The 25,265-nt window shown below is 67.8% G+C and carries 21 protein-coding genes; 14 read left to right on the top strand and 7 right to left on the bottom strand.

Annotated elements, in window-relative coordinates; all coding sequences use genetic code 11:
- Positions 1-14 precede the first annotated feature (14 nt).
- On the top strand, positions 15-1,361 hold the full coding sequence (locus tag ACQ5DX_RS12955; protein WP_430333010.1) for a DNA polymerase IV: 1,347 nt from the start codon (positions 15-17) through the stop codon (positions 1,359-1,361).
- A gap of 70 nt (positions 1,362-1,431) precedes the next feature.
- Positions 1,432-1,962, top strand: coding sequence for a hypothetical protein (locus ACQ5DX_RS12950; protein WP_430333009.1), 531 nt, complete (start codon positions 1,432-1,434; stop codon positions 1,960-1,962).
- A 65-nt stretch (positions 1,963-2,027) separates the two neighbouring features.
- Here ACQ5DX_RS12950 and ACQ5DX_RS12945 read toward each other — a convergent pair whose 3' ends face one another.
- On the bottom strand, positions 2,028-2,771 hold the full coding sequence (locus ACQ5DX_RS12945) for a hypothetical protein (RefSeq protein WP_430333008.1): 744 nt from the start codon (positions 2,769-2,771) through the stop codon (positions 2,028-2,030).
- On the bottom strand, positions 2,759-3,712 hold the full coding sequence (locus ACQ5DX_RS12940) for a hypothetical protein (RefSeq protein WP_430333007.1): 954 nt from the start codon (positions 3,710-3,712) through the stop codon (positions 2,759-2,761). Before ACQ5DX_RS12940 ends, ACQ5DX_RS12945 begins: the two co-directional genes overlap by 13 nt.
- A gap of 65 nt (positions 3,713-3,777) precedes the next feature.
- On the opposite strand from ACQ5DX_RS12940, the gene lspA reads away from it, so the two are divergent.
- The 4 genes from lspA to ACQ5DX_RS12920 all read left to right on the top strand — a co-directional run bounded on the left by lspA (position 3,778) and on the right by ACQ5DX_RS12920 (position 6,640).
- On the top strand, positions 3,778-4,383 hold the full coding sequence (gene lspA / locus ACQ5DX_RS12935) for a signal peptidase II (RefSeq protein WP_430333006.1): 606 nt from the start codon (positions 3,778-3,780) through the stop codon (positions 4,381-4,383).
- Positions 4,384-4,397: 14 nt separating this feature from the next.
- Positions 4,398-5,306, top strand: a complete 909-nt coding sequence (locus ACQ5DX_RS12930) for an RluA family pseudouridine synthase (protein WP_430333005.1) — start codon at positions 4,398-4,400, stop codon at positions 5,304-5,306.
- Position 5,307: 1 nt separating this feature from the next.
- Positions 5,308-5,979, top strand: coding sequence for a hypothetical protein (locus ACQ5DX_RS12925; protein ID WP_430333004.1), 672 nt, complete (start codon positions 5,308-5,310; stop codon positions 5,977-5,979).
- A 70-nt stretch (positions 5,980-6,049) separates the two neighbouring features.
- A complete protein-coding gene (locus ACQ5DX_RS12920; protein WP_430333003.1) occupies positions 6,050-6,640 on the top strand; it encodes a chorismate mutase in 591 nt (196 codons plus the stop codon).
- A 4-nt stretch (positions 6,641-6,644) separates the two neighbouring features.
- Here the strand turns inward: ACQ5DX_RS12920 and ACQ5DX_RS12915 are convergent, their stop codons facing one another.
- The gene (locus tag ACQ5DX_RS12915) at positions 6,645-7,649 is read right to left on the bottom strand and encodes an alpha/beta hydrolase (protein WP_430335641.1); all 1,005 of its coding nucleotides are present in this window, start codon (positions 7,647-7,649) and stop codon (positions 6,645-6,647) included.
- A 184-nt stretch (positions 7,650-7,833) separates the two neighbouring features.
- Between ACQ5DX_RS12915 and rarD the strand changes: the two genes are divergently transcribed.
- From rarD to dnaE, 3 genes are read left to right on the top strand one after another with little or no spacing between them, the layout of a single operon-like run.
- A complete protein-coding gene (gene rarD, locus ACQ5DX_RS12910; RefSeq protein ID WP_430335640.1) occupies positions 7,834-8,730 on the top strand; it encodes an EamA family transporter RarD in 897 nt (298 codons plus the stop codon).
- A gap of 48 nt (positions 8,731-8,778) precedes the next feature.
- Positions 8,779-10,176, top strand: a complete 1,398-nt coding sequence (locus ACQ5DX_RS12905; RefSeq protein WP_430333002.1) for a bifunctional lysylphosphatidylglycerol flippase/synthetase MprF — start codon at positions 8,779-8,781, stop codon at positions 10,174-10,176.
- Between the two features lie 57 nt (positions 10,177-10,233).
- Positions 10,234-13,770, top strand: a complete 3,537-nt coding sequence (gene dnaE, locus ACQ5DX_RS12900; RefSeq protein WP_430333001.1) for a DNA polymerase III subunit alpha — start codon at positions 10,234-10,236, stop codon at positions 13,768-13,770.
- 59 nt (positions 13,771-13,829) lie between these two features.
- Here the strand turns inward: dnaE and ACQ5DX_RS12895 are convergent, their stop codons facing one another.
- The 3 genes from ACQ5DX_RS12895 to ACQ5DX_RS12885 all read right to left on the bottom strand — a co-directional run bounded on the left by ACQ5DX_RS12895 (position 13,830) and on the right by ACQ5DX_RS12885 (position 15,501).
- A complete protein-coding gene (locus ACQ5DX_RS12895; protein WP_430333000.1) occupies positions 13,830-14,102 on the bottom strand; it encodes a hypothetical protein in 273 nt (90 codons plus the stop codon).
- Positions 14,103-14,300: 198 nt separating this feature from the next.
- Positions 14,301-15,194: a DUF5995 family protein gene (locus ACQ5DX_RS12890; RefSeq protein WP_430332999.1), complete on the bottom strand. Its 894-nt coding sequence runs from the start codon at positions 15,192-15,194 to the stop codon at positions 14,301-14,303.
- Positions 15,195-15,270: 76 nt separating this feature from the next.
- The gene (locus ACQ5DX_RS12885; protein WP_430332998.1) at positions 15,271-15,501 is read right to left on the bottom strand and encodes a hypothetical protein; all 231 of its coding nucleotides are present in this window, start codon (positions 15,499-15,501) and stop codon (positions 15,271-15,273) included.
- A gap of 156 nt (positions 15,502-15,657) precedes the next feature.
- Between ACQ5DX_RS12885 and ACQ5DX_RS12880 the strand changes: the two genes are divergently transcribed.
- The 3 genes from ACQ5DX_RS12880 to ilvA all read left to right on the top strand — a co-directional run bounded on the left by ACQ5DX_RS12880 (position 15,658) and on the right by ilvA (position 19,400).
- The gene (locus ACQ5DX_RS12880; protein WP_430332997.1) at positions 15,658-16,095 is read left to right on the top strand and encodes a nitroreductase family deazaflavin-dependent oxidoreductase; all 438 of its coding nucleotides are present in this window, start codon (positions 15,658-15,660) and stop codon (positions 16,093-16,095) included.
- A 90-nt stretch (positions 16,096-16,185) separates the two neighbouring features.
- Positions 16,186-17,961 (top strand): pyruvate dehydrogenase, encoded by a 1,776-nt coding sequence (locus ACQ5DX_RS12875; RefSeq protein WP_430332996.1) that lies wholly within the window; start codon positions 16,186-16,188, stop codon positions 17,959-17,961.
- A 74-nt stretch (positions 17,962-18,035) separates the two neighbouring features.
- Positions 18,036-19,400, top strand: a complete 1,365-nt coding sequence (ilvA, locus tag ACQ5DX_RS12870; RefSeq protein WP_430332995.1) for a threonine ammonia-lyase IlvA — start codon at positions 18,036-18,038, stop codon at positions 19,398-19,400.
- Here the strand turns inward: ilvA and ACQ5DX_RS12865 are convergent.
- Positions 19,393-19,959 (bottom strand): TetR/AcrR family transcriptional regulator, encoded by a 567-nt coding sequence (locus ACQ5DX_RS12865; protein ID WP_430332994.1) that lies wholly within the window; start codon positions 19,957-19,959, stop codon positions 19,393-19,395. The genes ilvA and ACQ5DX_RS12865 overlap by 8 nt on opposite strands.
- A gap of 117 nt (positions 19,960-20,076) precedes the next feature.
- Between ACQ5DX_RS12865 and ACQ5DX_RS12860 the strand changes: the two genes are divergently transcribed.
- Both ACQ5DX_RS12860 and ACQ5DX_RS12855 read left to right on the top strand, forming a co-directional pair.
- The gene (locus tag ACQ5DX_RS12860; protein WP_430332993.1) at positions 20,077-21,591 is read left to right on the top strand and encodes an MFS transporter; all 1,515 of its coding nucleotides are present in this window, start codon (positions 20,077-20,079) and stop codon (positions 21,589-21,591) included.
- A 490-nt stretch (positions 21,592-22,081) separates the two neighbouring features.
- Positions 22,082-25,210: a DUF7507 domain-containing protein gene (locus ACQ5DX_RS12855; protein WP_430332992.1), complete on the top strand. Its 3,129-nt coding sequence runs from the start codon at positions 22,082-22,084 to the stop codon at positions 25,208-25,210.
- Positions 25,211-25,265: the final 55 nt, after the last annotated feature.

Genomic DNA, 25,265 nt, shown 5'->3' with positions numbered 1-25,265 from the left:
CGTAGTTTTCACACATGGTCTCCGCCGATCCCACACGCAGCCGCCGGTGGGTCCTGCACCTCGACATGGACGCGTTCTTCGCGTCGGTCGAGCAGTTGACCCGGCCGACGCTGCGGGGTCGTCCCGTGCTCGTCGGCGGGCTCGGCGGTCGGGGCGTGGTCGCGGGTGCCAGTTACGAGGCGCGGGTGTTCGGGGCGCGCTCGGCGATGCCGATGCATCAGGCCAGGCGGCTGGTGGGAGCGTCGGCGGTCGTGCTGCCTCCGCGCGGCGCCCTGTACGGGCACGTGAGTCGTCTGGTGTTCGACGCGCTGCGGGCAAAGATGCCTGTGTTGGAACAGCTTTCGCTCGATGAGGCGTTCGGTGAGCCGCCCGAGCTGGTGGGGGCCGGGAAGGTCGAGGTCGAGCGCTACTGCGAGGACCTGCGCGCGCTCGTGATGGCGGAGACGGGACTGGTTGCCTCCATCGGAGCCGGCGCGGGCAAGCAGGTCGCGAAGATCGCGTCCGGGCTCGCCAAGCCCGACGGGATCACCGTCGTCTCCCCGGACGTCCAGCAGCAATTGATGAGCGCGCTGCCGGTCCGGAAGCTGTGGGGGGTCGGTCCGGTCGCGGAGGAGAAGCTCAAGCGGCTCGGCATCGAGACGATCGGTGCGCTCGCGGCGCTCCCGGACGCCGAGGTGGTCTCCGTACTGGGGGCGACGATCGGCCCGAGTCTGCAACGTCTGGCCCGCGGCGTCGACGACCGTCCGGTCACCGAGCGCGCGGATGCGAAACAGGTCAGTGCGGAAACGACGTTCGCGCAGGACATCGTGACGCTGGGGGAGTTGCGGCGTGCGGTCGACTCGAGTGCGGCCGCGGCATTCCGCCGGCTGGAGCGGGACGGCCGGGCGGCCCGCACGGTGGTGCTCAAGCTGCGCAAGTCGGATATGAGCATCGTCACGAGGTCGCTGACCTTGCCGTACGCGACGACGGATCCGCAGATCCTCACCGCGACCGCGCAGCGGCAGGTGATCGATCCGCTCGAACTGGGCCCGATCCGCCTCGTCGGAGTCGGGTTCGGTGGCCTGTCGGCGGCGAGTCAGGGTTCCCTGTTTCCCGAACTCGATCAGGCCGTTCCCGAGGCGGAAGTCGAGCAGGCAGTGAGCGATTCGGGTCCCGGGCCCGACGTGGAAACGTCGTTGCAGTGGCGTCCCGGGTTGGACGTCGCGCACCCGGAGTACGGACACGGTTGGGTCCAGGGCGCGGGCCACGGGGTGGTGACGGTGCGGTTCGAGACTCGCAGCACCGGGCCGGGGCCTTCACGTACATTCGAGGAGAACGACTGCGACCTGGTGGTCGCGGACGCGACCGACAGCCTCAGGTGAGGCGGACCTTCCCGGTACTCTTGCTGTGAACTGGCGTCATAGCTGGGACGGGGGGACACCGGCCCGGCTGATGCGTGAACGATGTTCGACCGAGAATGAAAAGGACAAGAACTTGAAGTTTCGGAAGATGACCATCGCCGGTGTGGCGATCGCGGCTGCCCTGACCATGTCGGCCTGCTCGGACGACAGCAGCAGCACCGAGCGCACCACGGTCCAGCAGACCACCACCACGGCCGCTGCGGAGCCGGCGCTGGCTCCGCCGACCGCGGACCAGCTCAACGCCGCGCTGGCGAAGGCGTTCGACGAGAGCGTTCCGGTGGAGCAGAAGGCCGCGCTGGTGCAGGGTGCCGAGGCCGATCCGGAGCTGATCAACCAGGTCGTCAAGGCCGCCAAGGACGCCGGCGCCACGATCACGGTCGTGGACGTCACCCCGACCGGTGACGACACCGTGACCGCGGGTGTCAACCTGGTCATCAACGGCCAGACCAACCCGGGCACGGTCGAGTTCGTCGCCGAGGACGGCGTCTGGAAGATGTCGAAGACGTACGCCTGCAACCTCGTCGGGATGGCGAACCTGACCTCGCCGGCCTGCCCCGCGTAGTCCCTCGTTCACACGCCGATGCCGGCGCCACCCGCTCGGGTGGCGCCGGCATCGGCGTTTCGGTGTCAGTGCGGGGGCGATGCCGCGTGTACCCGCTCCGCGGTGGTGTGCGCCACGCGCGTCGCCAGGTCGCTGTCCATGCCGTCGGGCCCGGTCGCGATCGCCTGCACCACCGTCGACCCGACGACGGTGAGGACGACGTCGGAGACGAGCGTGAAGCCCTCGCTGGTGGTGGTGAGCCGCACCGCGGTGGCCGCGTCGCCGACGGCGGGCTGGGGGAGCGGCGCGATCCGGTACTGCACGGCCGTCCCGTCGGCGTCCGTGCCGGTGAACGTCGTGCATTCGCGCAGAGTGTCCTGGACCGCGGCGAAGGCGTCCGCGGCGCCGGTGCCGGTGTAGCTCGCCGCATCGACGTCGATGCTCGAGAATCCGGGCCCGGTGAAGTTCTCCTCGGCCGAGGCCACGGACCCGGCGACCTGGCGGGCCACCGTGTCGGCGACGTTCGCGCAGCGGGTGGGATTCGTCGTGGACCGGTCGGGAGCGGGGTCGTCGCCCGGCTGGGTGGTCGGGTCGGCGGTCGCGGGTAGGCGGGCGAACCCGGTGGGCAGATCCGCTGCGGTGGGCAGGGCGGCCCGCAGCGCGTCCGCGTCCGAGACGGGACCGGCCGACGCGGTCGCGGGGGCGGTCACCTCGGGGCCGAGATCGGTGTGCGTCGCCGTCGGTTCGTCCGAGGATCCACAGCCGGCCAGCGGCGCCCCCAGCGCGACGAGGGCCGTGGTCGCGGCGACCACGCGCGTCAGCCGGCCCACTGGACCCGCTCGCTGGTGGTCTGCTGCAGGCGCATCGTGGCGGCCGGGTCGCTGAACGACTGCGTTCCCTCGACGGTGATCGAGGCATCGACCGGGAGCGGCAAGCGGAGGTCGATGACGACGGTTCCGGTCCCGTGGAGCGAGTACGAGTCGACGTTGAGCGTGCCCGCGCGGTTCGGCAGTTCGAAGACCGGCGACTTGGGAGTCTGCTCCACCTGGACGTCGATGGTGAGTCGGTCGCCGTCGCGCGCGGTCAGGGTGGCGGTCGTCACCTGGTCGAGCGCGATCGCGCTCATCACCTGCTGATGGATCTTCCACACCGCCCCCACGCCGATGGGCTGGGCCGGGAAGGCGACCGTCCGGTACACGGCCTGGTAGAAGGCCTGCTCGATCATCGATCGGGCCTTGTTCTGCGCGTCGGGGTCGGGGCGCAGGCGCAGTGCCGTGATGGCCCCGGACTCGTTCATCGTGAACCCGGCATGCGAATCGGTTGCGGGCGTGAGGAGTTCGTTCGTCGCGTCGTCCGGCGTGGTGGGAGTGCCGAGCGTGAGATCGACTGTCGTGGCCGGCGTGGCGTCCGTCGCGGCCTGCGTGACGAGGGCCACCAACGGCATCGTCATCTGCGGGGTGGAGAAGTCCTGCGCGGCCTGGCCGTCGATCTGCTGCAACACGGTGGCGGTGGTCACCAGCCGGGCATTCTGCCGAGTGCCCTGTCCCGGACGCAGTTGCACCACGGCCCGCGGATCGGCACCGGCGTCGACGATCTCGGTAGTGGCGGTGGTCACCGGCACGGTGACCTCGTCGGATGCGGCCCCGACCGCATCAGGGCTCGCAGGGGCGGCGTCACCGCCGCTACTGCACCCGGCGACCAGCAGCGAAAGGGAGAGCGTCGCCGCGACGAGCGCGGAACCGGGGTGGAGGAGTTTCGAGGACAGTGGCACGTCAACAGGTTAGTCGGCGTGGGTTGGATGACCGGTCTGTCTCCCGAGTAAGGGATGATGGCGGTGTGAGTGACGACCGCGCCGACAGCGACGACCGTGCAGTGAAGGGTGATCCGATTTCCGAGCCAGCCGCTCCCGGACCCGACGAGACCGTCGGGCCGGTGCCGTCCGGGTCGCGTCGGATGGTGCTGCTGGTCGGTATCGCGTTGGCGGTGCTCGGGCTGGACCTGCTCACCAAGGTGCTGGCGGTCGCCTTCATCGACCCGAGGGACCCGGTCCGGATCATCGGTGACACCGTCACCCTGACCCTGATCCGCAATCCGGGCGCGGCCTTCTCGATGGCCACCGGAATGACCTGGCTGCTGACCCTGGTGGCGGTCGGCGTCGTGATCGGAGTGATCAGAATCGGGCGCACCCTCAGTTCGGTGTGGTGGGCGCTGGGACTCGGTCTCGTCCTCGGCGGCGCGCTCGGTAATCTGATCGACCGGATCTTCCGCTCGCCCGGCCCGCTGCAGGGCCACGTCGTGGACTTCGTTTCCGTGGGCTGGTGGCCCGTGTTCAACGTGGCCGACTCGTCGATCGTGTGCGGGGCGATCCTGCTGGTGGCACTCACGCTGTTCGGGATCGAACCGAGCGGCGTCAAGACTTCTCGAAAGGGGGATGCGGCGTGAGGGAGACGCGTTCCATGCCGGTTCCCGACGGACTCGACGGCATGCGGGTCGACGCCGGGTTGGCCCGACTGCTCGGGCTCTCGCGTACCGCGGTGGCGGCGCTCACGGAGGAAGGCGCGGTCCAGTTGGACGGCGCCGCGGTCGGCAAATCCGATCGCCTCGCGGCCGGCACGTGGCTCGAGGTCGAGCTGCCCGAGCCGCCGCGCCCACTGACGATCGAGGCGGAGCCGGTCGAGGGCATGGAGATCCTCTACGCCGACGACGACGTCGTCGCGGTGGACAAGCCGGTGGGCGTCGCGGCGCACGCGAGCGTGGGTTGGACGGGGCCCACCGTCGTCGGCGGCCTGGCCGCGGCGGGCTTCCGCATCTCGACGTCGGGTGCGCACGAGCGTCAGGGCATCGTGCACCGTCTCGACGTCGGGACGTCCGGCGTGATGGTGGTCGCGACGTCCGAGCGCGCGTACACGGTGCTCAAGCGGGCGTTCAAGCAGCGGACCATCGACAAGCGCTACCACGCGCTGGTGCAGGGCCACCCGGATCCGAGCAGCGGCACGATCGACGCGCCGATCGGCCGGCACCGCAGCAACGACTGGAAGTTCGCGGTCACCCCCGACGGCAAGCCGAGCATCACGCACTACGACACGGTGGAGGCGTTCCAGGCGGCCAGCCTGCTCGACATCCACCTCGAGACCGGACGGACCCACCAGATCCGGGTGCATTTCTCGGCGCTTCGCCACCCGTGCTGCGGCGATCTGACGTACGGCGCCGATCCCCGTCTGGCCGAGCGGCTGGGGCTGGAGCGCCAGTGGCTGCACGCCCGTTCGCTGGGCTTCGCGCATCCGGCGGACGGACACTGGGTGGAGATCACCAGCGAGTACCCGAAGGATCTCCAGCACGCTCTCGGAGTCCTGCGGGGCACGTGAGATGAGTTCGCGGACATGGCCGACCGTCCTCGCGGCGGTCGTGCTGGCCGGCACGGTGGTCGGGCTCGGGGTGGCGAACCCCGTTCCGGCTGCCCGGATTTCGACCGACCGGCTGGGACCGGACTCGGGTGAGCAGGTGTCGGCGTACCTCGATCGCGCGCAGGCGACGCTGGACACGCAGGCGGGCCCGGACCCGGCCGCCCATCACTGGGCGCTCGTGTCGCTGGACGCGGCGGTGACGCCGTCGCAGTTGCTGGACGTCGTCGGCGACGTCCGGGTGTCGCAGGTGCTGTTCCAGGTGCCGCTCGATCGGGTGCAGACCCCCATGCTGGCCATACCGGTTGCCGCGAACCCGACGGCGGTGCAGCGGGCGCCGTCGGTGGCGGCGGCGCGGTTGCAGGCGTCCGTGGTCGGGCACGACCGGCCGTCGCTGCTCGCGGCGTACTCGGCGAACCGCCTGTCGGCCACGGACTGCGCGTGCGTGGTGGGCGCCACCGTACGCGGCTCGCTCGAACAGTTGCGGGCACTCGACGCGGCGCCGTCGGTGCGGGCGATCGAGGCGCTGCCCTCGGACGCCGTCGCGGGCTCGTTCGCGGTCAGCCCGCTGCTGCCGACACAGACCACCGTCGTCGCGCCGGGCCCCGACGACGGGCCGGTTCCGGGCCTGGCCTGACCCGACGCGACGTGGGGCGCGGCGACCGTTCGACCGTCGCGGTGAACGGCGCTGCGGCACAATGTCGTCCATGAACCTGGGTAGGTGGATCGCCGCGGCTGCGGTCGGTGTCTCGTCGATGATCGCGTCGGCGCCGGCTGCCGGTGCCCAGTCGTACGCTCCGCCCGTCGGTGAGCTGCGGCCGCTGGTGCTTTCCATCGCACACCGGTTGGCGACGGCGGATCCGGTGGCGTCGGCGAAGTGGGGGACCGAGAAGCGGATCGACGATCCCGCCCGCGAGCGGGAGGTCCTGAGTTCGGTGGGGGAGCAGGCGCGTGGTGCGGGTCTCGATCCGGGGCGCGTCGAGTCGATGTTCCGAGCTCAGATCGACGCGAACAAGGACGTCCAGCGCGGGTTGTTCGCGTACTGGCAGGTGGTGCCGGGAACGGCGCCCGACGTCCGTCCCGATCTGGCATCGGTCCGGTCCTCGCTGGACTCCCTGAACCGGGACATCGTCGATCGGATCGCGGCGCAGCGGAGTGTGCTGGCCGGCCCCGGGTGCCTACCGGATCTGGTGTCCGCGGCCGCGGACGTCGTCGCGGTGGAGCGGATCGATGCGCTGCACCAGGTGGCACTGGTGAGGGCACTCGGCGCGGTGTGCGGGCCGGTCGCCGCTGCCTGAACCGTCACGCGCGGGGCGAGTCGGCGGTCTGCTTGCGCAGGAATTCGAGTGTCTGCTCGAGCGCCTTCCGGCCGTCGGCGTTATCGAGGTCGAACTGGTATTCGTGCGCCAGCGGGGGGACGTGGTCGTCGGGGTAGAACAGGGTCGTCACGTCCACCCCGAGGCTTGTCAGCTTCTCTGCCAGTGCCTTGGATTGCTTCTCGGTGAGGCCGTCGGTGTTGCCGCCCGAGACGAAGGTGGCCGGGAAACGATCGGTGACGTGCCGGAGCGTCGACATCTCCGCGACCGCGGACGAGTGCGTGATGTCCTTGGACCCGGTGTAGGCCCAGATCGACTCGGCCGTGCCCCAGCCGATGATGCCGGGGCCTCCCACCATGTCGGTGACCTCGTAGATCCCGCAGTCGAGAATCACTCCACGCAGCTGTTCCGGGCGCAGCGCTGATTCGATGCCGACGGCACGCGCATAGTCGGGGTTCGTGGTGATCACGGCGAGCTGGCTCGACAGCTGGGCGCCGGCGGAGTCGCCGGCGAGCACGATCCGACTCGGATCGACATGCAGGCGTTCGGCATTCGCGAGGACGTACGCATGGGCGTCGCGGAGTTGTGCGACGGCGGTCGGATACCGGTGCCCCGGCGCCAGGGAGTAGTCGAGCGAGATCACGGTGAATCCGGCCGCCGCGATCAACTGGTAGTACGCCGCGTGGTGCGCGCGATTGCCGGAGATCCAGGCGCCGCCGTGCGTCCAGATCACGGTGGGCAACACGTCGTTCGTGTCGGCGAGCGCCTCCGGGAAGTAGATGTCGAGGTGCGCGTCGTCGTCGCCCGCGCGGTACCGCTGGTCCGTGATCGACGCGACGCCGGTGGGCGCGTGCGTGGCGAGCGCGGCGGTGGTCTTCCGGGCGCCGCGGTCGAACACGAGGCGGACGAGCATCGCACCCGGCCACGGGTTGGTGACGAACGCGACGACAGCGCCGGCGACGAGGGCCGCGAGGGCGCTCAGGATCCGCATCGCCCGGCGGCGCAACGGGCGTCGCGTGCGTGGGTCCGGATCTGACACAGGGGATTCGGTGATGATGGCCACAGGGCAATCCTCCATGACGGCGTGCGGATCGACGCGGTGGCGAGTCGGGGTGGCCCGAGGGCTATCGTGGCGGGACGTGACACCACGGCCCCGCTCGGAAGATTCCACCGGAATGATGTCGGGCGTCGGTGCCTACCTCATCTGGGGATTGTTCCCGATCTTCTTCGGTCTCCTCGATCCCGCCGGCTCCCTCGAAGTGCTCGCCCACCGGATGTTGTGGACGGTCGTGCTCATGCTGATCGTGCTTGCGGTGCTGGGCAAGTTCGGATCGTTGCGAGGTCTCGGCGCGCGGACGTGGGGCCTGGTCACGGCGGCGACCGTCGCGATCGGGATCAACTGGGGCGTCTACATCTACGCCGTGACCTCCGGCCATGTCGTCGAGGCCGCGCTGGGGTATTTCGTCAACCCGCTCGTCAGCGTCCTGCTGGGTGTCGTGCTCTTCCGGGAGCGGTTGCGCCCGGCCCAGATCGCCGCGCTGGTCCTGGCCGCGGTGGCCGTCGTCGTCATCACGGTCGACTACGGGCGCCCGCCGCTCGTCGCACTCACCCTGGCGCTGACCTTCGCGTCGTACGGGGTCGTCAAGAAGGTGGTGCCGCTCGATCCACGGACCAGCCTCACCGCCGAAGGTGTGGTGGCGGCGCCGTTCGCGGTGGCCTATCTGGTCGTCCTCGCAGTGACCGGGACCGGATCCTTCCTCGGCAACGGCGTCGGGCACAGCATGCTGCTCATGGCGGCCGGGCCGGTGACGGCGGTGCCGCTGTTGCTGTTCGGCGTCGCGGCGCAGCGCATTCCGCTCACGACGCTCGGCATCCTGCAGTACCTCACGCCCGGGCTCCAGATGGTGTGGGGCGTCGCGGTCATGCACGAGGTCATGCCGCCGTCGCGGTGGATCGGATTCGCACTGATCTGGGTGGCGTTGGTGGTGTTCACCGCTGATGCCCTGGTTCGCGCACGCCGGGCCCGCGGCGACCGGTTGCGGCACGCCGAGACTGTCGGTGCATCGGCATAAGGTATCCGTACCGGGGGCGGTGGATCGACTGTTCGGGAAAGGAGACGCGTGGGGAGGACGCGTGATCGGGCGGTGGCATCGTCCGCAGCCGAATCTCGGCGCCTCGCCGCGCAGCCGAGCGGCAATCTGGCGCGCAACGCGGGGGCGGTGGGGCTTACTGTATTCGGGCTCGTCGTCATTGCGATCGGCGTGCGCACGGACGTCGGCTCGCGTCACCCCGAGATCTTCGCCTTCGCAGTCGCGGTGTTCTTCGTCGCGCGCGGGGTACATCTCGGCAGACCGGTCACGACAATGCATGCCGCCGCCGCGGGCGGGGCGGTTCTCGGCGCGCTGTTGATCTCCGCCACCGGGCACGAGACGGTCGCGCTGACCGTGTTCGCCGCCGGTGGTCCGGTATTGATGTGGCCGACCTCGAGCCGACCCGAGCCCGACCGGTTGTCGAACGTGTATGCGCTCGTCGACCGGACGGTCGAGGATCCGCTCGCGCCGTTCGCGATGCACTCACTCAAGTCGTACTTCTTCTCCACTGACGGGTCGGCCGCCGTCGGCTACCACGCTCGGCTCGGCGTGGCGGTGGTCGGTGGCGATCCCATCGGCGACCCCGCCGGTTTTCCCGCACTGATCGCACAGTTCCAGCAGTTCTGTCGCGATCGAGGCTGGTGGATCGTGGTGCTGGGCGCCGGCGAGCGCCGCTTCGAGTTGTGGAACGCGGCCGGGGGCAGGCCGCGGCTGCGGGCGGTGCCAATCGGACGGGACGTCGTCGTCGACGTCGCGTCGTTCGACATGGTCGGCAGGAGATTCAGGAACGTCCGCCAGGCGGTCAGCCGGACCCACAACGCCGGGTTGACCACCGAGGTCGTTCCCGAGGCGCAGCTGCCCGAGCCGATCAGAGCGGAACTGCTCGAGATCGTGGAGCAGACGCATGGTGGATCGACCGAGCGTGGCTTCTCGATGATCCTCGGCCATGTCCTCGACGGCCGGTACCCCGGAATACTCCTCGTGCTCGCCCGCGACGCGGAAGGCGTGGTGCAGGGGTTCCAGCGCTACGCGGTCGCCGGGCACGGTACGGAGATCAGTCTGGACGTGCCGTGGCGGCGCCAGGGCGCGCCCAACGGCATCGACGAGCGGCTGACCGTCGCGATGATCGATTACGCCCGCGACCACGGTGGCAAGCGCGTGTCCCTCGCGTTCGCGGCATTTCCGGAACTGTTCGACGAGAAGGACCGCGGGTGGCTGCGGCAGGTCCTCTTCAACGTGATTCATCTGGGCGATCCGCTGCTGGCGCTGGAATCGCTCTACCGCTACCTCGAGAAGTTCCATTCGTTGGGTGACCGTCGCTATGTGTTGCTGAACCTCCGGATGCTCCCGATCGCGGCGTTCGTGCTGCTCACGCTGGAGTTCGTGCCGCGGCGCAAAACGGATGATCCACCCGGATCTAGACTCTGAGACTGATGCTGGACTCACCGATGCCCCCCGCATCGGGCGTAATACAGAGAGGCACGCGTGGCTGACTCGTTCGTTCACCTGCACAACCACACCGAGTACTCGATGCTCGACGGTGCGGCAAAGGTCGGCCCACTGTTCAAAGAGGCTGAGCGGCTCGGGATGACCGCGGTCGGCATGACCGACCACGGCAACATGTACGGCGCCAGCGAGTTCTACAACGTCGCCAAGAAGCACGGCATCAAGCCGATCATCGGCATCGAGGCGTACATCGCACCTGAGTCGCGGTTCAACACCAAGCGCGTGCTGTGGGGCGATCCCGGCCAGAAGTCCGACGACGTCTCCGGTAGCGGCGCCTACACCCACATGACGATGGTCGCCGAGAATTCGACCGGCCTGCGGAACCTGTTCAAGCTGTCGTCGCTCGCGTCCATCGAGGGTCAGCTCGGCAAGTGGCCGCGCATGGACGAGGACCTCATCGCCCACCATGCCGAGGGCATCATCGCGACCACGGGCTGCCCGTCCGGCGAGATCCAGACCCGGTTGCGTCTAGGCCACGACCGGGAGGCGCTCGAGGCCGCCGCCAAGTGGCAGGAGATCTGGGGCAAGGACAACTTCTTCCTCGAGCTGATGGACCACGGGCTGTCGATCGAACGACGGGTCCGTGAGGGCCTGATCGACATCGGCAAGCAACTCGGCATCCCGCCCATCGCCACCAACGACTGCCACTACGTCACCAAGGATGCCGCCGAGAACCACGAGGCGCTGCTCTGTATCCAGACCGGCAAGACGCTGTCGGATCCGACGCGGTTCAAGTTCGACGGCGACGGCTACTACCTCAAGTCCGCCGCGGAGATGCGGGCCATCTGGGACTCCGAGGTCCCCGATGCGTGCGACAACACGATGCTCATCGGCGAGCGGGTCCAGCCGTACGAGGACGTGTGGCAGCACCGCGACCGCATGCCGATCTTCCCTGTCCCGGAGGGTCACACGCAGCAGACCTTCCTCCGCCACGAGGTGATGCGGGGCCTCGACCGGCGTTTCCCGAGTGGTCCACCGCAGGAATACCTCGAGCGCGCCGACTACGAGATCGGCGTCATCAACGAGATGGGCTTCCCTGCCTACTTCCTCGTCGTCGGTGACCTCATCAACCACGCACGCGAGGTCGGCATCCGAGTCGGTCCGGGTCGAGGGTCGGCCGCAGGTTCGCTCGTCGCGTACGCGATGGGCATCACCAACATCGACCCGATCCCGCACGGCCTGCTGTTCGAGCGGTTCCTCAACCCCGAGCGTGTGTCGATGCCCGATATCGATATCGACTTCGACGATCGTCGTCGCGGTGAGATGGTGCGCTACGCCACCGAGAAGTGGGGCAGCGAGAAGGTCGCTCAGGTCATCACGTTCGGCACCATCAAGACGAAGGCCGCCATCAAGGACTCCGCGCGAGTCCAGTTCGGCCAGCCGGGTTTCGCGATCGCCGACCAGATCACCAAGGCGCTGCCGCCGCCGATCATGGCGAAGGACATCTCGGTGTCGGGCATCACAGACCCCGAGCACGAGCGCTACAAGGAGGCCGTCGAGGTCCGCGCCCTCATCGACTCCAACCCGGACGTCGCGAAGATCTACCAGACCGCGAAGGGCCTCGAGGGCCTGATCCGCAACGCCGGCGTGCACGCCTGCGCGGTCATCATGTCGTCGGAGCCGCTCACCGACGCGATCCCGGTGTGGAAGCGCGCGCAGGACGGCGCGATCATCACCGGTTGGGACTACCCGTCGTGCGAGGCCATCGGCCTACTCAAGATGGACTTCCTCGGTCTGCGCAACCTCACGGTCATCGGTGACGCGATCGAGAACATCAAGGCCAACCGCGGCGTCGACATCGATCTCGACACGTTGCCGATCGAGGACCCTGCCACCTACGAGCTGCTGGCCCGCGGCGACACGCTCGGCGTGTTCCAGCTCGACGGCAGTGCGATGCGGGATCTGCTGCGGCGCATGCAGCCCACCGGCTTCGAGGACATCGTCGCCGTCCTCGCGCTGTACCGCCCGGGTCCGATGGGCATGAACGCGCACAACGACTACGCCGACCGCAAGAACGGACGGCAGGACGTCAAGCCGATCCACCCGGAGCTCGAGGAGCCGCTCAAGGACATCCTCAAGGACACCTTCGGCCTCATCGTCTACCAGGAGCAGATCATGCAGATCGCTCAGAAGGTGGCCGGCTACTCGCTCGGACAGGCAGACCTGCTCCGCCGCGCGATGGGTAAGAAGAAGAAGGAGATCCTCGACGAGGCCTACGACGGCTTCGCCGATGGCATGAAGGCCAACGGGTTCTCGCAGGCGGCGATCACCGCGCTGTGGGACACCGTCCTTCCGTTCGCCGGCTACGCATTCAACAAGTCGCACGCCGCCGGCTACGGCCTCGTCTCGTTCTGGACCGCGTACCTCAAGGCCAACTACCCGGCCGAGTACATGGCCGGTCTGCTCACCTCGGTCGGTGACGACAAGGACAAGGCCGCGGTGTACCTGTCGGACTGCCGCAAGATGGGCATCACGGTGCTGCCGCCGGACGTCAACGCGTCGCGGGTCGACTTCGCCTCGGTCGGGGAGGACATCCGCTTCGGCCTCGGCGCCGTGCGCAACGTCGGTGCCAACGTGGTGGCGTCGATCATCGCCGCCCGTGAGGAGAAGGGGAGCTTCACCGACTTCTCCGACTACCTCAACAAGATCGACGCGCTGGCCTGTTCCAAGAAGGTCACCGAATCCCTCATCAAGGCAGGCGGATTCGACTCGCTCGAGCATCCGCGCAAGGGTCTGATGTTGGTGCACGCCGACGCGATCGACGCGGTGATGGGCACCAAGAAGGCCGAGGCGATGGGCCAGTTCGACCTGTTCGGCGGCGACGACGCCGACGAGTCGATCGCGTCGGTGTTCAACGTGAAGGTGCCCGACGAGGAGTGGGATTCCAAGCACAAGCTCGCTCTCGAGCGGGAGATGCTGGGTCTGTACGTGTCCGGCCATCCCCTCAACGGCGTCGAGCACGTGCTGGCGGCGCAGTCGGATACCTCGATCCCGGTGATCCTCGAGGGCGACATCAAGGACGGGACCCAGGTCACCGTCGGCGGCATCCTCGCGTCGGTCAATCGGCGGATCAACAAGAACGGCCTCACGTGGGCGTCCGCTCAGCTCGAGGACCTCTCGGGTGGTATCGAGGTGCTGTTCTTCCCGCAGGCGTACTCGGTGTACGGGATGGACGTCGTCGAGGATTCGGTCGTCCTGGTCAAGGCGCGGGTGTCGATCCGCGACGACCGTGTGTCGCTGATCGCGAATGATCTTGCGGTGCCTGATCTTTCGGCGATCGGCGTGGCGAAGCCGGTGGCGGTGAGCCTCCCGGTGCGGCAGTGCACCAAGGAGAAGCTCGGCGCGCTCCGCCAGGTGCTGTCGCGTCATCCCGGTACCGCCGACGTTCACGTCAAGCTCATCGGATCCCGCGGCACCTCGCTGTGGAAGGTCGACGAGGTGCTGCGCGTGGAGCCGTCGTCGTCGTTGATGGGCGATCTCAAGGCTCTACTCGGGCCCAGCTGCCTGGCGGGCTGACGTAGGAGCGCTGTGCCGCCCGGACCGGAACCGGTCCGGGCGTAGCAGGCGCGCTGCGGTCACCGCTGGTGGTGGTGATGGTGATGATGGTGATGGCACATCCAGTGCCAGTTCCCCTGTTGGTCGCGCTGGAGGCATCCGTGGTGGCCCTGGTGATGGTGAACCTGGGCCACGGCGACCACGGCCGGAGTCGCTGCCGGCGTCGTGGTGTCTGCGAGTGCCGGTGCCGTGGCCAGTCCGAGTGGGACGGCCGCCAGCGACAGCGTGACGAGGATTTTGGCGAGCACCAGCCGCATCGTGCGTACTCGTGGGGTTTCGTATTCCGGTTCCATGCGAGATCCTCTCCGCACGGCCGCCTGTCGGCGACGGTCGTCGCCGGTGGTCCAACGGCCGTTGCGGTGCGTCGGGCAGCACCGTCGCGAGGCTCGGCGCATCGCTGCTTGTCGTACAGACCCAATGCTATTGCCGGATTTGTCCGGTATCGGAAATTCCTAGCAGATTCACAGGAACTCGTACACGGCCCGTGGGGATCAGAGACCACCCAGGTCGGACAGGGTTTGGAGCGCGCCGTCGGTGGCCCGCCACAGCGCGTCGATCTCCTGCTCCGCCGCCGGCCGCGTCTGCGGATTCTGCAGCGCGAAGCCGTTGGCGAGGGTGATGGTGTTGTAGCCGCTGTCGGCTGCGCGCAGCAGCAGTCGTGACGGCGCGTCGTTGCCGGCCAACCGGTCGAGTCCTTCGCCCAGGAAGTAGAACCGCCACAGCGGGCCGAGGTCGCCGCCGTACAGGGCCTTCGTCAGCGTCACGATCGAATCACCCTTGACTGCAATGGAATCGACGATCTGGTAGAAGTCGGGGATGTTCTCGTGGCGGGTGCCGCTCGAATCGACTGCGTACGCGAGGTCGACGGTGAGGTGGGCGTTGTAACCGGCCATCGCGACCCGGGCCGGGCTCGCCGCGCACTGTCGCGTCAGCGCGAAGTAGTTGGCCCACGGGGGATCGACGGGCGTGCCGGTGAACTCGGCGCGGAGGTTGCGCAGGTACCGGGCGAGCAGGTTGTAGCTGATCTTCGGGGCCCAGGCCCGGTCTTGTAGGGCCGTCGGGTCGCGCTGCAGGGGCAGGACGGCGTCGTATTCCACCGCATTCAGTCCGACCGAGAACAACCCCCGCCAGTCCCTGTGCGCCACAAGGATGTTCGTTATCCTCCGGTGCCGGTCGATCGCGTCCTCGAGTTGGGTGAGGCCCGAACCCGTCAGTGAGGACGTATCGCTCAGGTCGACGATCTGTTCGATCTCGCTCGTGCTCAACGGTGTGCCGCAGGCCGTAGCGACCGAGGGGTCGGCGTCGGCCGTGGCGAGGCCGGGGGAGAGGAGCGTGAGCGATGCGGTGAGAGTGACGACAGATGCGTACAGCCGGCCGGGGCGCATCGGTAGAGCGTATGTCCTCGGCTGTAATTGCGCGGTCCGAACCGCGGGCTGTGCGATCAGTGCAGGTTACCGCGAGCTACGGCCGGCGAAGCGAAAGCGTGATGCGCCGCGTCCACCAGACCACGACGGCAGCGCCGGCGGCGGAGAGTACGGCGGTCTGCAGGACCTGGGTCACCGTGAGGACGAGGAGGAACACTGCGAGGGCGGCGACGACGGCCTCGAGCTTGTAGAGCGGCCACGCGGTGCCCGCGATGTCGACGGTGACGTGCGGGCGCCCGGAGGTGTGTCCGTGCAGTACTGCGGTCATGTCTTCACCTCACGTGTTCGGATACGCCCTCGATGATGTTCATAATACCGGCACTATGAAGTTCGGGCCACCGAACAATTTCGGCCGACGTGCGGAAGTCCCGTCGTCCGGGCATTCGAGTGGTCAAGATCATTCGCGCGGTGTTGACTGGTTGGCATGCCTCTCACCGGTGAATACGAACCCAGCCCCTCCTCCTGGGCCGCGGACCAGGTCGACCTGTACGAGCGCTCCGGCGGCACCGAGGGAACCATGATGGAGGGCAAGCCCGTCGTGATCCTGACCACGAAGGGCGCCAAATCCGGCAAGCTCCGCAAGACGCCGCTCATGCGCGTCGAGCACGACGGGGAGTACGCGGTGGTCGCGTCGCTCGGCGGCGCCCCCAAGCATCCGGTCTGGTACCACAACGTGGTTGCCGACCCCCACGTCGAGCTGCAGGACGGCCCCGTCAAGCAGGACATGACGGCGCGTGAGGTGACCGGCGACGAGAAGGCCGAGTGGTGGCAGCGCGCGGTCGAGGCCTGGCCCGACTACGCGTCGTACCAGACGAAGACTGACCGGCAGATCCCGGTCTTCGTGCTCACCCCGCAGAAGTAGGCCGTTCGCCGCATCCCGGCCGCGGTCCGCGATTTCCGAGTAGCCTGCCAGTAGCAGGCCACGAATCCGATCTCGCGGGCGGAGACTGATATGGCGGCGAAATCTGTTGCAGATCAACTTGTTTCCCAACTCGTGGATGCCGGGGTTCGCCGCATCTACGGAATCGTCGGGGACAGTCTCAATCCAGTGGTCGATGCCGTCCGCCGCACCGGAGGATCGGCGGCGGGCGGCATCGACTGGATCCACGTCCGGCACGAGGAGTCGGCGGCGTTCGCGGCGGCCGCCGAGGCTCAGATCACGGGTCGGCTCGCGGTGTGCGCGGGTTCGTGCGGCCCGGGCAACCTGCACCTGATCAACGGCCTGTACGACGCCAACCGCTCGGGTGCTCCGGTGCTCGCGATCGCGTCGCACATCCCCAGCGCGCAGATCGGCACCGGCTACTTCCAGGAGACGCATCCCGACCGTCTCTTCGTCGAATGCGCGCGGTACACCGAGATGATCGGCACGGCAGCGCAGTCGGCGCGGGTCGTCCAGAGTGCTATGCAGCACGCGCTGGCGCTGTCCGGGGTAGCCGTGATCACGCTGCCGGGCGACGTCGCCGAGGAGGCCGCGGTCGGCAGGCCGCCGCCGCTGGTCCGCACCGGGCGCCCGTCCGTCGTGCCGGCCGAGGACGACGTGCGGGCCCTCGCTGATGCGATCAACGACGCGTCCGCGGTCGCCATCTTCGCCGGCGTGGGTGTGCGCGACGCCCGCGAGGAAGTACTCGCGCTCGCGGACACGGTCGGGGCGCCGATCGGACATTCGCTGCGTGGCAAGGAATGGATCCAGTACGACAACCCCTTCGACGTCGGTATGACCGGGCTGCTCGGATACGGCGCCGCGCACGACGGCATGCACGACGCCGATCTGCTGATCCTCGTCGGCACCGACTTCCCGTACGACCAGTTCCTGCCCGACGACGTGCGCACCGTGCAGATCGACGTCGCGGCCCAGAGGTTGGGGCGGCGCACCGGCGTCGACCTCGCGGTGCACGGGGACGCGAAGTCCGTCCTGCGGGCGCTGGCGCCGCTGGTCCACCGCAAGACCGACCGCGGTTTTCTGGAGCGGTCGCTCGATCGGCACGAGACGCTCATGACCAAGGTCGTCGGCGCGTACGCCGAACCGGTCAAGCAGCGGATCCCGATCCACCCCGAGTACGTGGCGTCGATCCTCGACGACGTCGCCGCCGAGGACGCGATCTTCACGGCGGACACCGGGATGTGCAACGTGTGGGCCGCGCGCTACCTGAACCCCAACGGCCGCCGCCGGTTCCTGTCGTCGGCGCTGCACGGTTCGATGGCGAATGCGTTGCCGCACGCGATCGGTGCGCAGTTCGCCGAACCCGGTCGCCAGGTGGTGACGATGTCGGGTGACGGCGGGCTGTCGATGTTGCTCGGTGAGTTGATCACGGTCGCGATGTTCAAGCTGCCGATCAAGATCGTCGTGTTCGACAACTCGACGCTCGGGATGGTGAAACTCGAGATGCTCGTCGACGGCCTGCCCGATTTCGGGGTGGATGTCCCGTCTGTCGACTATGCCGCTCTCGCAGCGACTTTGGGGATCTCCTCCCGCCGGATCGAGGACCCCGCGGATGTCGAGTCCGGGCTTCGGGCGGCGCTGGCCCACGACGGTCCGGCGCTGATCGACATCGTCACCGACCCGAACGCCCTGTCGTTGCCACCGTCCATCACCGGAGAGCAGGTCCGCGGATTCGCGCTGGCGATGTCCAAGATGGTGATGAACGGCGGTGTGGCAGAAGCGGTTCAGATGGCCAAATCGAATCTGCGCAACGTTCCGCGGCCCTCCCAGTTCTCGCCGCGGGGCTGACGGGGGTCCGCCGCGATCGGACGAGTCGGTGGGGCGGTTGCGCAAGGTGCAGTGTGTAGTGGGAAAATGCGTGGGTGTCTAATTCCCCGGAAATCGCAGAACTGAAGGTAACCTCGCCCGCGCTCACCGCGGACGAGATCGATGCGGCTGCCGAGCGAATTGCGCACATTATCGACGCCACACCGCTCCAGATCAGTGAGCGGTTGTCGGCGCTGACCGGGGCCAGGGTCTACCTCAAGCGTGAGGACCTGCAGGTGGTCCGCTCGTACAAGCTGCGCGGCGCCTACAACCTGATCATGCAGCTCAGCGACGTCGAGCGTGCGGCGGGTGTCGTCGCCGCCAGTGCGGGCAACCACGCCCAGGGCGTCGCGTTCGCGTGCCGGGCGATGGAGATCCGCGGACGCATCTACGTCCCGGCCAACACTCCGAAGCAGAAGCGCGACCGGATCATGGTGCACGGCGGCGAGTTCGTCGAGCTCATCCCCACGGGTGAGACCTACGACGCCGCCGCGGCGGCGGCCGCCGCCGACGTCGAACGCACCGGCGCCACGATGGTTCCGCCGTTCGACGACGCCCGCACCGCCGCCGGCCAGGGCACTATCGCGGCCGAGATCCTCGAGCAGTTGGGCGAGTCGCCGGACTGCGTCGTCGTCCCGGTCGGTGGTGGCGGCTGCATCGCCGGCATCGCCACCTACCTGCACGAGCGTTCGCCCCAGACCACCATCGTCGGCGTCGAGCCCGTGGGCGCGGCGTCCATGACCGCGGCCCTGGTGGCGGGCGGGCCGGTGACGCTGCCGGAGGTCGACCCGTTCGTCGACGGTGCCGCGGTCAAGCGGGTCGGTGATCTGCCGTACTCCGTGGTCTCGGGCTTCGGGGCGAGCGTCGTCTCGCACGCGTCGTTGCCGCTGGTGACCGGTCCGCGTGCGGGCCGCATCCAGGAGCGGGGCCCGGAGAAGTTCGCGATGACGCAGGTCGACGAGGGTGCCATCTGCACCGCGATGCTCGAGCTCTACCAGAACGAGGGCATCATCGCCGAGCCGGCCGGAGCACTGTCCGTCACCGCGCTCAACCAGCTGGACGTCGAGCCGGGCAGCACCGTCGTGTGCCTGATCTCCGGTGGCAACAACGACGTCTCCCGGTACGGCGAGATCCTCGAGCGTTCCCTCGTGCACCTCGGGCTCAAGCACTACTTCCTGGTGGACTTCCCGCAGGAGCCGGGGGCGCTGCGGCGCTTCCTCGACGAGGTACTCGGCCCGGACGACGACATCACGCTGTTCGAGTACGTCAAGCGCAACAACCGCGAGACGGGGGCCGCACTGGTCGGCGTCGAGCTCGGTTCGGCCGACGGGCTGTCCGATCTGCTGGACCGGATGCGTAGCTCGCGGATCGACGTCGAGCAGCTCGAGCCCGGTTCTCCCGCGTACCGCTACCTCACGTAGTCGGGTCGTCCCCGGACGTCGCACTGCCCGCCGGGTCGGTGCCGAGCAATCGGTTCACCACCCGGCGGTGCAGGTCCGGATCGGATTCCGGTAGCCCGAGCAGCGCCGCGAGGTAGATGCCGTCGCCGACCAGCCGGATGATCTCGGCCTGGACCGGATCGTCGATCTCGGCGAGCAGTCCGGCATCCCATGAGCGCATGACGTCCGCGATGGCCTGCTGGACCTCGTCGTGCCGGCCGTCGGCGCTGCGCATCGCCGCGAGCATCGAGCGGTAGAGGGTCATCTCGTCGGCGGACTCCACCGGCGGGTACTGCAGGTAGATCTCCGACACGGTGCGACCGCGCGCGACGGCGTCGGCCAGCTCTTGGTCGGACCGCTCGCCGAGCCGCCGCACCATCCCGGCCAGCAGTGCCTCCTTGCTCGGGAAGTGATAGAGCAGACCGCCCTTGGACACGCCCGCATCCGCCGCCACGGCCTCGAGGGTGACCTGTGCGAGTCCCTGCTCGAGCAGCAGGTGTTCGAGGGCGTCGAGAATGCGGTCGCGTGTGTCGGATGCCATGAAAATCACTGTACCGGCTGGACGGTTGACTGCTACCCTGGAATCGTTACTGTACCGGCTGGACGGTTAACTCCCCGGCCGGTTTCTGTTCATCGATCAGTTCGTGGGAGTGGAAGCATGTCTGTGGACGCCGTGCGGGATCCGCATGAGGCGACGGCCACCCGGAAGGACTGGCTGGGGCTGGTCGTCCTGGCGTTCGCCGTCCTTCTCATCTCGGTGGACGCGACGGTCCTCGACCTCGCGCTGCCGTTCATCAGTGAGGATCTGGCACCGAGCAGCACGCAGCTGCTGTGGATCATCGACGTCTATTCGTTCGTGCTGGCGGGTCTGCTGGTCACGATGGGCACCCTCGGTGACCGGATCGGTCGGCGGCGCCTGCTGCTGATCGGTGCCGCCGGGTTCGGTTTGGCGTCGCTGATCGCGGCGTGGTCGGCCAGCCCGGAGATGCTCATTGCAGCGCGCGTGCTGCAGGGTGTGTCGGGTGCGACGCTCATGCCGGCCACCCTCGGCCTGATCCGGACGATGTTCGTGAATCCGCGCCAGCGGACCACCGCGATCGGTGTCTGGGGCGCGATGGCCGGCGGCGGCGCCGCGGCCGGCCCGCTGATCGGTGGCTGGCTGCTCGAGCACTACTGGTGGGGCTCGGTGTTCCTCATCAACATTCCCGTCATGATCGGCTTGATCGTGCTGGGACCGTTGGTGATTCCCGAGTCGAAGAATCCAGAACCGGGTCGCTTCGACCTGATCAGCGCCGGGCTGTCGATGCTCGCGATGGTCCCGATCGTGTACGCGGTCAAGGAGACCGCGGTGCACGGACCGAGTTGGGCGCTGACCGCGATCGGCGTCGTGGGTCTGGCCGCCGGTTGGGTCTTCATCCGCCGCCAGCGGGTGCTGGACGACCCGATGATCGACCTGTCGCTGTTCGCTCGCCCCGACTTCTCGACGGCGGTACTGACCAATCTGCTGTCCATCTTCGCGCTGGCGGGCGTGCTGTTCTTCGGCTCGCAGTACCTGCAGTTGGTGCTGGGCTATCGGCCCCTCGAGGCCGGACTGCTCATGCTCCCGGGCACGTTGGTCAGTGGTTCCGCCTCGCTGGCCGCGGCGTGGCTGGTCCGGCGGTGGGAGCCGAGCCGGGTACTGAGCGTCGGCCTGGTGGTGGCGGCGTTCGGTGCGGCGGCGATGATCGCGCTGCGTCCGGACGGCGGCCCGTTCTGGTTCGTGGTCGGCTTCGTGCTGGCCGGTGCCGGCATCGGCGTCGCCCTCACGCTCACCTCCGACCTCGTCGTCAGCTCCGTCGAGCCCGAGCGTGCCGGTGCGGCGTCGGCGGTGTCGGAGACCGCCTACGAACTCGGTGTCGCGCTCGGTGTCGCGGTCCTCGGCAGTGTCGTCCTCGCGATCTTCCGTCGTGGGCTTGACGTCTCGGCGTTGAGTGCCGACCAGGCGCACGTCGCGCAGGGCACCCTCGGCGGCGCGATCGAGGTGTCCCACTCCCTGCCGGCGCATGAGGCGGCGACGTTCGTCGAGACGGCGCAGGCGGCGTTCGTCGACGGCATGCACATCGCGGCGGGGGCAACGTCGGTGGTGTTGTTCGTGACCGCGATTCTCGTCGCTCGCATGCTCCGGCAGCGCTGACGCGTAACACCTAGGACGGCCGGCTCGAATGACATTCGAGCCGGCCGTTTTCGTGTGAACACGTGAGTGGATAGCGGTCGTCGGTGCCGGGAGGCGTCACGCGCCGCGGTTCTTCGGCCGGGTGACTGCGGGCACTCGGGGCGGGTGCTGCGGGGCGGAAGGGTCGAAAACCGGGGTGAATTGCCGCATCACCTCGTCGCGTCGCGAATCTCGTCCCCCGCTTTCACCCGTTTCTGAATAGTGCTGTTGCACAGTCGATTACCGGGCGACGGCGATGGGGTGAGAACGATCCGGCCGGCTTTTGAGAGGGATGGGCTGTATCGCCGATTGTGCTTCCATGTCCGGCGTCGGGGTGATTGTCCACATCATCCATCGCTCGCTGCCGGATCCGGCCGGGCGTCCATCAGAAGGGCCTCAAATAATGGGGAGGTTAGGCGGCGCCCTGCGTAAGGGCGTCATCCGAACTGTGGTCATGGCCATGCTGGCCGGCGTGGCTACAGTGTCGACCGCAACGGTCGGCGCAGGAACCGCGGGAGCAACAGGCACCCACGCGCCGTTGAAGTGCGACGTGCTCTATGCGGTCAACAACAAAGACAGCAACGCGTATCTGGTGAACCCTGCCGACGGGGCTAGAACGAAGGACTTCAAGCTGGACACCAGCAGTCCTAACCAGCTCGGCATTGCTGCCGGCGGAACGTACGCCGTCTACACGGATTCGAAAAAGATCTTCAAGTACGACGCTCTGAAGGACAGCACCTCCAGCAAGGCGCGTCCGGAGGGTTTCGCGTCCCAACATGGCGCGATCAACCCGAAGAATGGTCTGTTCTACTTCGGCGGGTATGACAACGGCGGCTTCAAGTACGCGGTGTACAACCCCGAGACGGAGACTGTCGTTCCGGGTGACGTGAAGGTCACTATCGTTCCCGACGAAGTCAACGGCGACACCAAGCCGACCAAGGATCAAACGAACGGCGATATCGCGTTCGATGCCGCCGGCAACATGTACATCGTGTCGTCCAGCTCCGACACCGGGCTGGTCTACTCAGTGACCGGGCCTGTCAACGCCGGATCCAACCTGACCGGAAAGGCGATTACGAAGAAGGCTAGCGGGTTCGGAAATGCGACCTCTGCCGCATTCGGACCCGGCGGCTACCTGTATGCAGGACGGACCAATGGCGATCTGATCAAGATCGATCCGGCAACAGGTGCGACCGTCAAGCCGATGAGCACCGTCGGGATGTACGACCTGGGTTCGTGCAGCGACCCGTACACGATCGAGTTGCGCAAGGACCTTCCGGCTGGCCGCGCCGCGGAGGCGGACCAGTTCAAGCTCGAGGTCACCGGTGGTGGTGTGAGCACTGGTAACACTGCGACCACGACCGGCAACGCTTCCGGTGTCCAGCAGGACAAGGTCGGGCCGCTCCTGGGCCTTGCCGGCACCACGTACACCATCAAGGAATCGGCAACCAACGGTGCAGATCTCGCCAATTACGAGGTGAGCTGGCAGTGTGTGGACGCCAAGACCAATGACAGGTTGGCAAGTGGTGACGGCACGACCGGCACCGTCACGATTTCGAGTGGCCAGAGCGGCAAGAGCGTCAACTGCACGTTCGTCAATAGGGCCAAGAAGCTCGAGCTGACGAAGTCGGTGTCGCCGAGCGACGCTGAGCACTTCAAGGTCGGCCAGGAGCTCACCTACAAGTTCGTGATGAAGAACACTGGTGCCGTGCCGCTGACCGACGTCACGCCGGTGGAGAAGAAGTTCACCGGCTTCGGCGAGAAGGTCTCGGACTTCAACTGCTCCGACAAGGTCAAGACGTTGAACCCGGGTGACACTGCGGATTGCACCGCGACGTACACGATCCTGCAGGGCGACATCAACCTCGGCGCCCCCATCGATAACACCGCGATCGCGACCGGCACTGATCCGGGTGGCAAGCCGGTGGAGTCGAAGGAGTCGACGGCGACGATCAAGGGCCGCACGGCCGCGAGCAACATCGCGCTCGAGAAGACGGCGGAGCCGAAGAGTGGTGTGAAGGTGGGTGACGTTGTCACGTACAAGTTCGCGATCAAGAACACCGGTGAGCAGACGCTGACCGATGTGACGGTCAAGGACAACGACTTCGACGGCAAGGGCGAGCTGTCCGCGATCTCGTGCCCGAAGACCTCGCTGGAGCCGGGTGAGTCGGTGACGTGTAATGCCAATTACACGTTCACGGCCGAGGATATGAACGCCGGCTCGATCAAGAACACGGCGACGGCGACGGGCACCCCGCCGTCGGGGACGCCGATCGATTCGGGTGAGTCGACGGTGACGGTGACTGGCGATCCGCAGATGGGTCTCGAACTCGAGAAGACGGCGGAGCCGAAGAGTGGTGTGAAGGTGGGTGACGTTGTCACGTACAAGTTCGCGATCAAGAACACCGGTGAGCAGACGCTGACCGATGTGACGGTCAAGGACAACGACTTCGACGGCAAGGGCGAGCTGTCCGCGATCTCGTGCCCGAAGACCTCGCTGGAGCCGGGTGAGTCGGTGACGTGTAATGCCAATTACACGTTCACGGCCGAGGATATGAACGCCGGCTCGATCAAGAACACGGCGACGGCGACGGGCACCCCGCCGTCGGGGACGCCGATCGATTCGGGTGAGTCGACGGTGACGGTGACTGGCGATCCGCAGACGGGTCTCGAGCTCCTGAAGACCGCGGATCCGCAGAGCGGGGTGAAGGCGGGCGACACCGTCACTTACACGTTCGCGATTACCAACAAGGGTGAGCAGACCCTGACCGACGTGGACGTCGAGGACAACGAGTTCTCCGGTACGGGTGGCCCGCTTGCAATCTCGTGCCCGAGGGACCCGCTGGAGCCGACCGAGTCGGTTACCTGCGAGGCCACTTACGTGGTCACGGATAAGGACGTGAAGGCTGGCTCGATTCACAACCTCGCCACGGCAGTGGGAACCCCGCCGAACGGGGCGGATCCCATCAAGTCGAATAAGTCAGAAGTGACGGTCAAGGCTGACGATCCTGCGCCCGGCGGCACCGGTTCGCTCGGCTCGCTTGCCGCTGGCTCGCTCGGCGCTGGCTCGCTGGGGACCGGCTCGCTCGGTTCGCTCGCGGTAGGCTCGCTCGGCGCCGGCTCCCTGGCTGCAGGTTCGCTCGCTGCAGGCTCGCTGGCACAGGGTTCCAATGATGGGTCGGGCTCGGCAGGTTCGAGCAACGGCTCCGGTTCGGCGGGCTCGAACGATGCTGGCTCGGCGGGTTCGAACGAGGCGCCCGGCTCGAACGGCACGAATGGTTCGGGTACTCCCGGTGGGTCGACCGGGTCCGGGGGCGATAAGGAAGCTGGCACCCCCGGTAACTCCGGCACCCCCGGTAACTCCGGAACCCCGGGAACCCCTGCTGATTCCGAGAACGCCGGCAACGCCGGGAACTCGAAGAACCCGGGAACGACCGGTAACACCGACACCGAGAGCGGTGCGCTGATCGACTCCGGCCTGGGCGCCGACAGCGACGGCGGCATGAACGCCGGCCTTATCGCGGGTGGTCTGTTGCTGCTGGTCGCCGCAGGTGGTGTGCTGCTCTTCGCGCTGCGCCGGCGGAACCAGGGGAACGAGTGAAGTGTGATGTCGCAGAACAACTGTGACGTGCTCTGATGAGTGACCGAGTGGCCCG

The sequence above is a fragment of the Rhodococcus sp. ACT016 genome (genome assembly GCF_050477185.1).
Classification (GTDB): domain Bacteria; phylum Actinomycetota; class Actinomycetes; order Mycobacteriales; family Mycobacteriaceae; genus Prescottella.
Note: the sequence above shows the minus strand (reverse complement) of the source record. Positions and strands in the feature narration are given on the sequence as shown.

Bases quoted from the DNA above. Each gene is read 5' to 3' on its own strand.
- ACQ5DX_RS12955 (WP_430333010.1), top strand. From the start codon at position 15: ATGGTCTCCGCCGATCCCACACGCAGCCGCCGGTGGGTCCTGCACCTC.
- ACQ5DX_RS12950 (WP_430333009.1), top strand. From the start codon at position 1,432: ATGCGTGAACGATGTTCGACCGAGAATGAAAAGGACAAGAACTTGAAG.
- ACQ5DX_RS12930 (WP_430333005.1), top strand. From the start codon at position 4,398: ATGCCGGTTCCCGACGGACTCGACGGCATGCGGGTCGACGCCGGGTTG.
- ACQ5DX_RS12925 (WP_430333004.1), top strand. From the start codon at position 5,308: ATGAGTTCGCGGACATGGCCGACCGTCCTCGCGGCGGTCGTGCTGGCC.
- ACQ5DX_RS12920 (WP_430333003.1), top strand. From the start codon at position 6,050: ATGAACCTGGGTAGGTGGATCGCCGCGGCTGCGGTCGGTGTCTCGTCG.
- ACQ5DX_RS12915 (WP_430335641.1), bottom strand. From the start codon at position 7,649: ATGCGGATCCTGAGCGCCCTCGCGGCCCTCGTCGCCGGCGCTGTCGTC.
- rarD (WP_430335640.1), top strand. From the start codon at position 7,834: ATGATGTCGGGCGTCGGTGCCTACCTCATCTGGGGATTGTTCCCGATC.
- ACQ5DX_RS12895 (WP_430333000.1), bottom strand. From the start codon at position 14,102: ATGGAACCGGAATACGAAACCCCACGAGTACGCACGATGCGGCTGGTG.
- ACQ5DX_RS12890 (WP_430332999.1), bottom strand. From the start codon at position 15,194: ATGCGCCCCGGCCGGCTGTACGCATCTGTCGTCACTCTCACCGCATCG.
- ACQ5DX_RS12885 (WP_430332998.1), bottom strand. From the start codon at position 15,501: ATGACCGCAGTACTGCACGGACACACCTCCGGGCGCCCGCACGTCACC.
- ACQ5DX_RS12880 (WP_430332997.1), top strand. From the start codon at position 15,658: ATGCCTCTCACCGGTGAATACGAACCCAGCCCCTCCTCCTGGGCCGCG.
- ACQ5DX_RS12875 (WP_430332996.1), top strand. From the start codon at position 16,186: ATGGCGGCGAAATCTGTTGCAGATCAACTTGTTTCCCAACTCGTGGAT.
- ACQ5DX_RS12865 (WP_430332994.1), bottom strand. From the start codon at position 19,959: ATGGCATCCGACACACGCGACCGCATTCTCGACGCCCTCGAACACCTG.
- ACQ5DX_RS12860 (WP_430332993.1), top strand. From the start codon at position 20,077: ATGTCTGTGGACGCCGTGCGGGATCCGCATGAGGCGACGGCCACCCGG.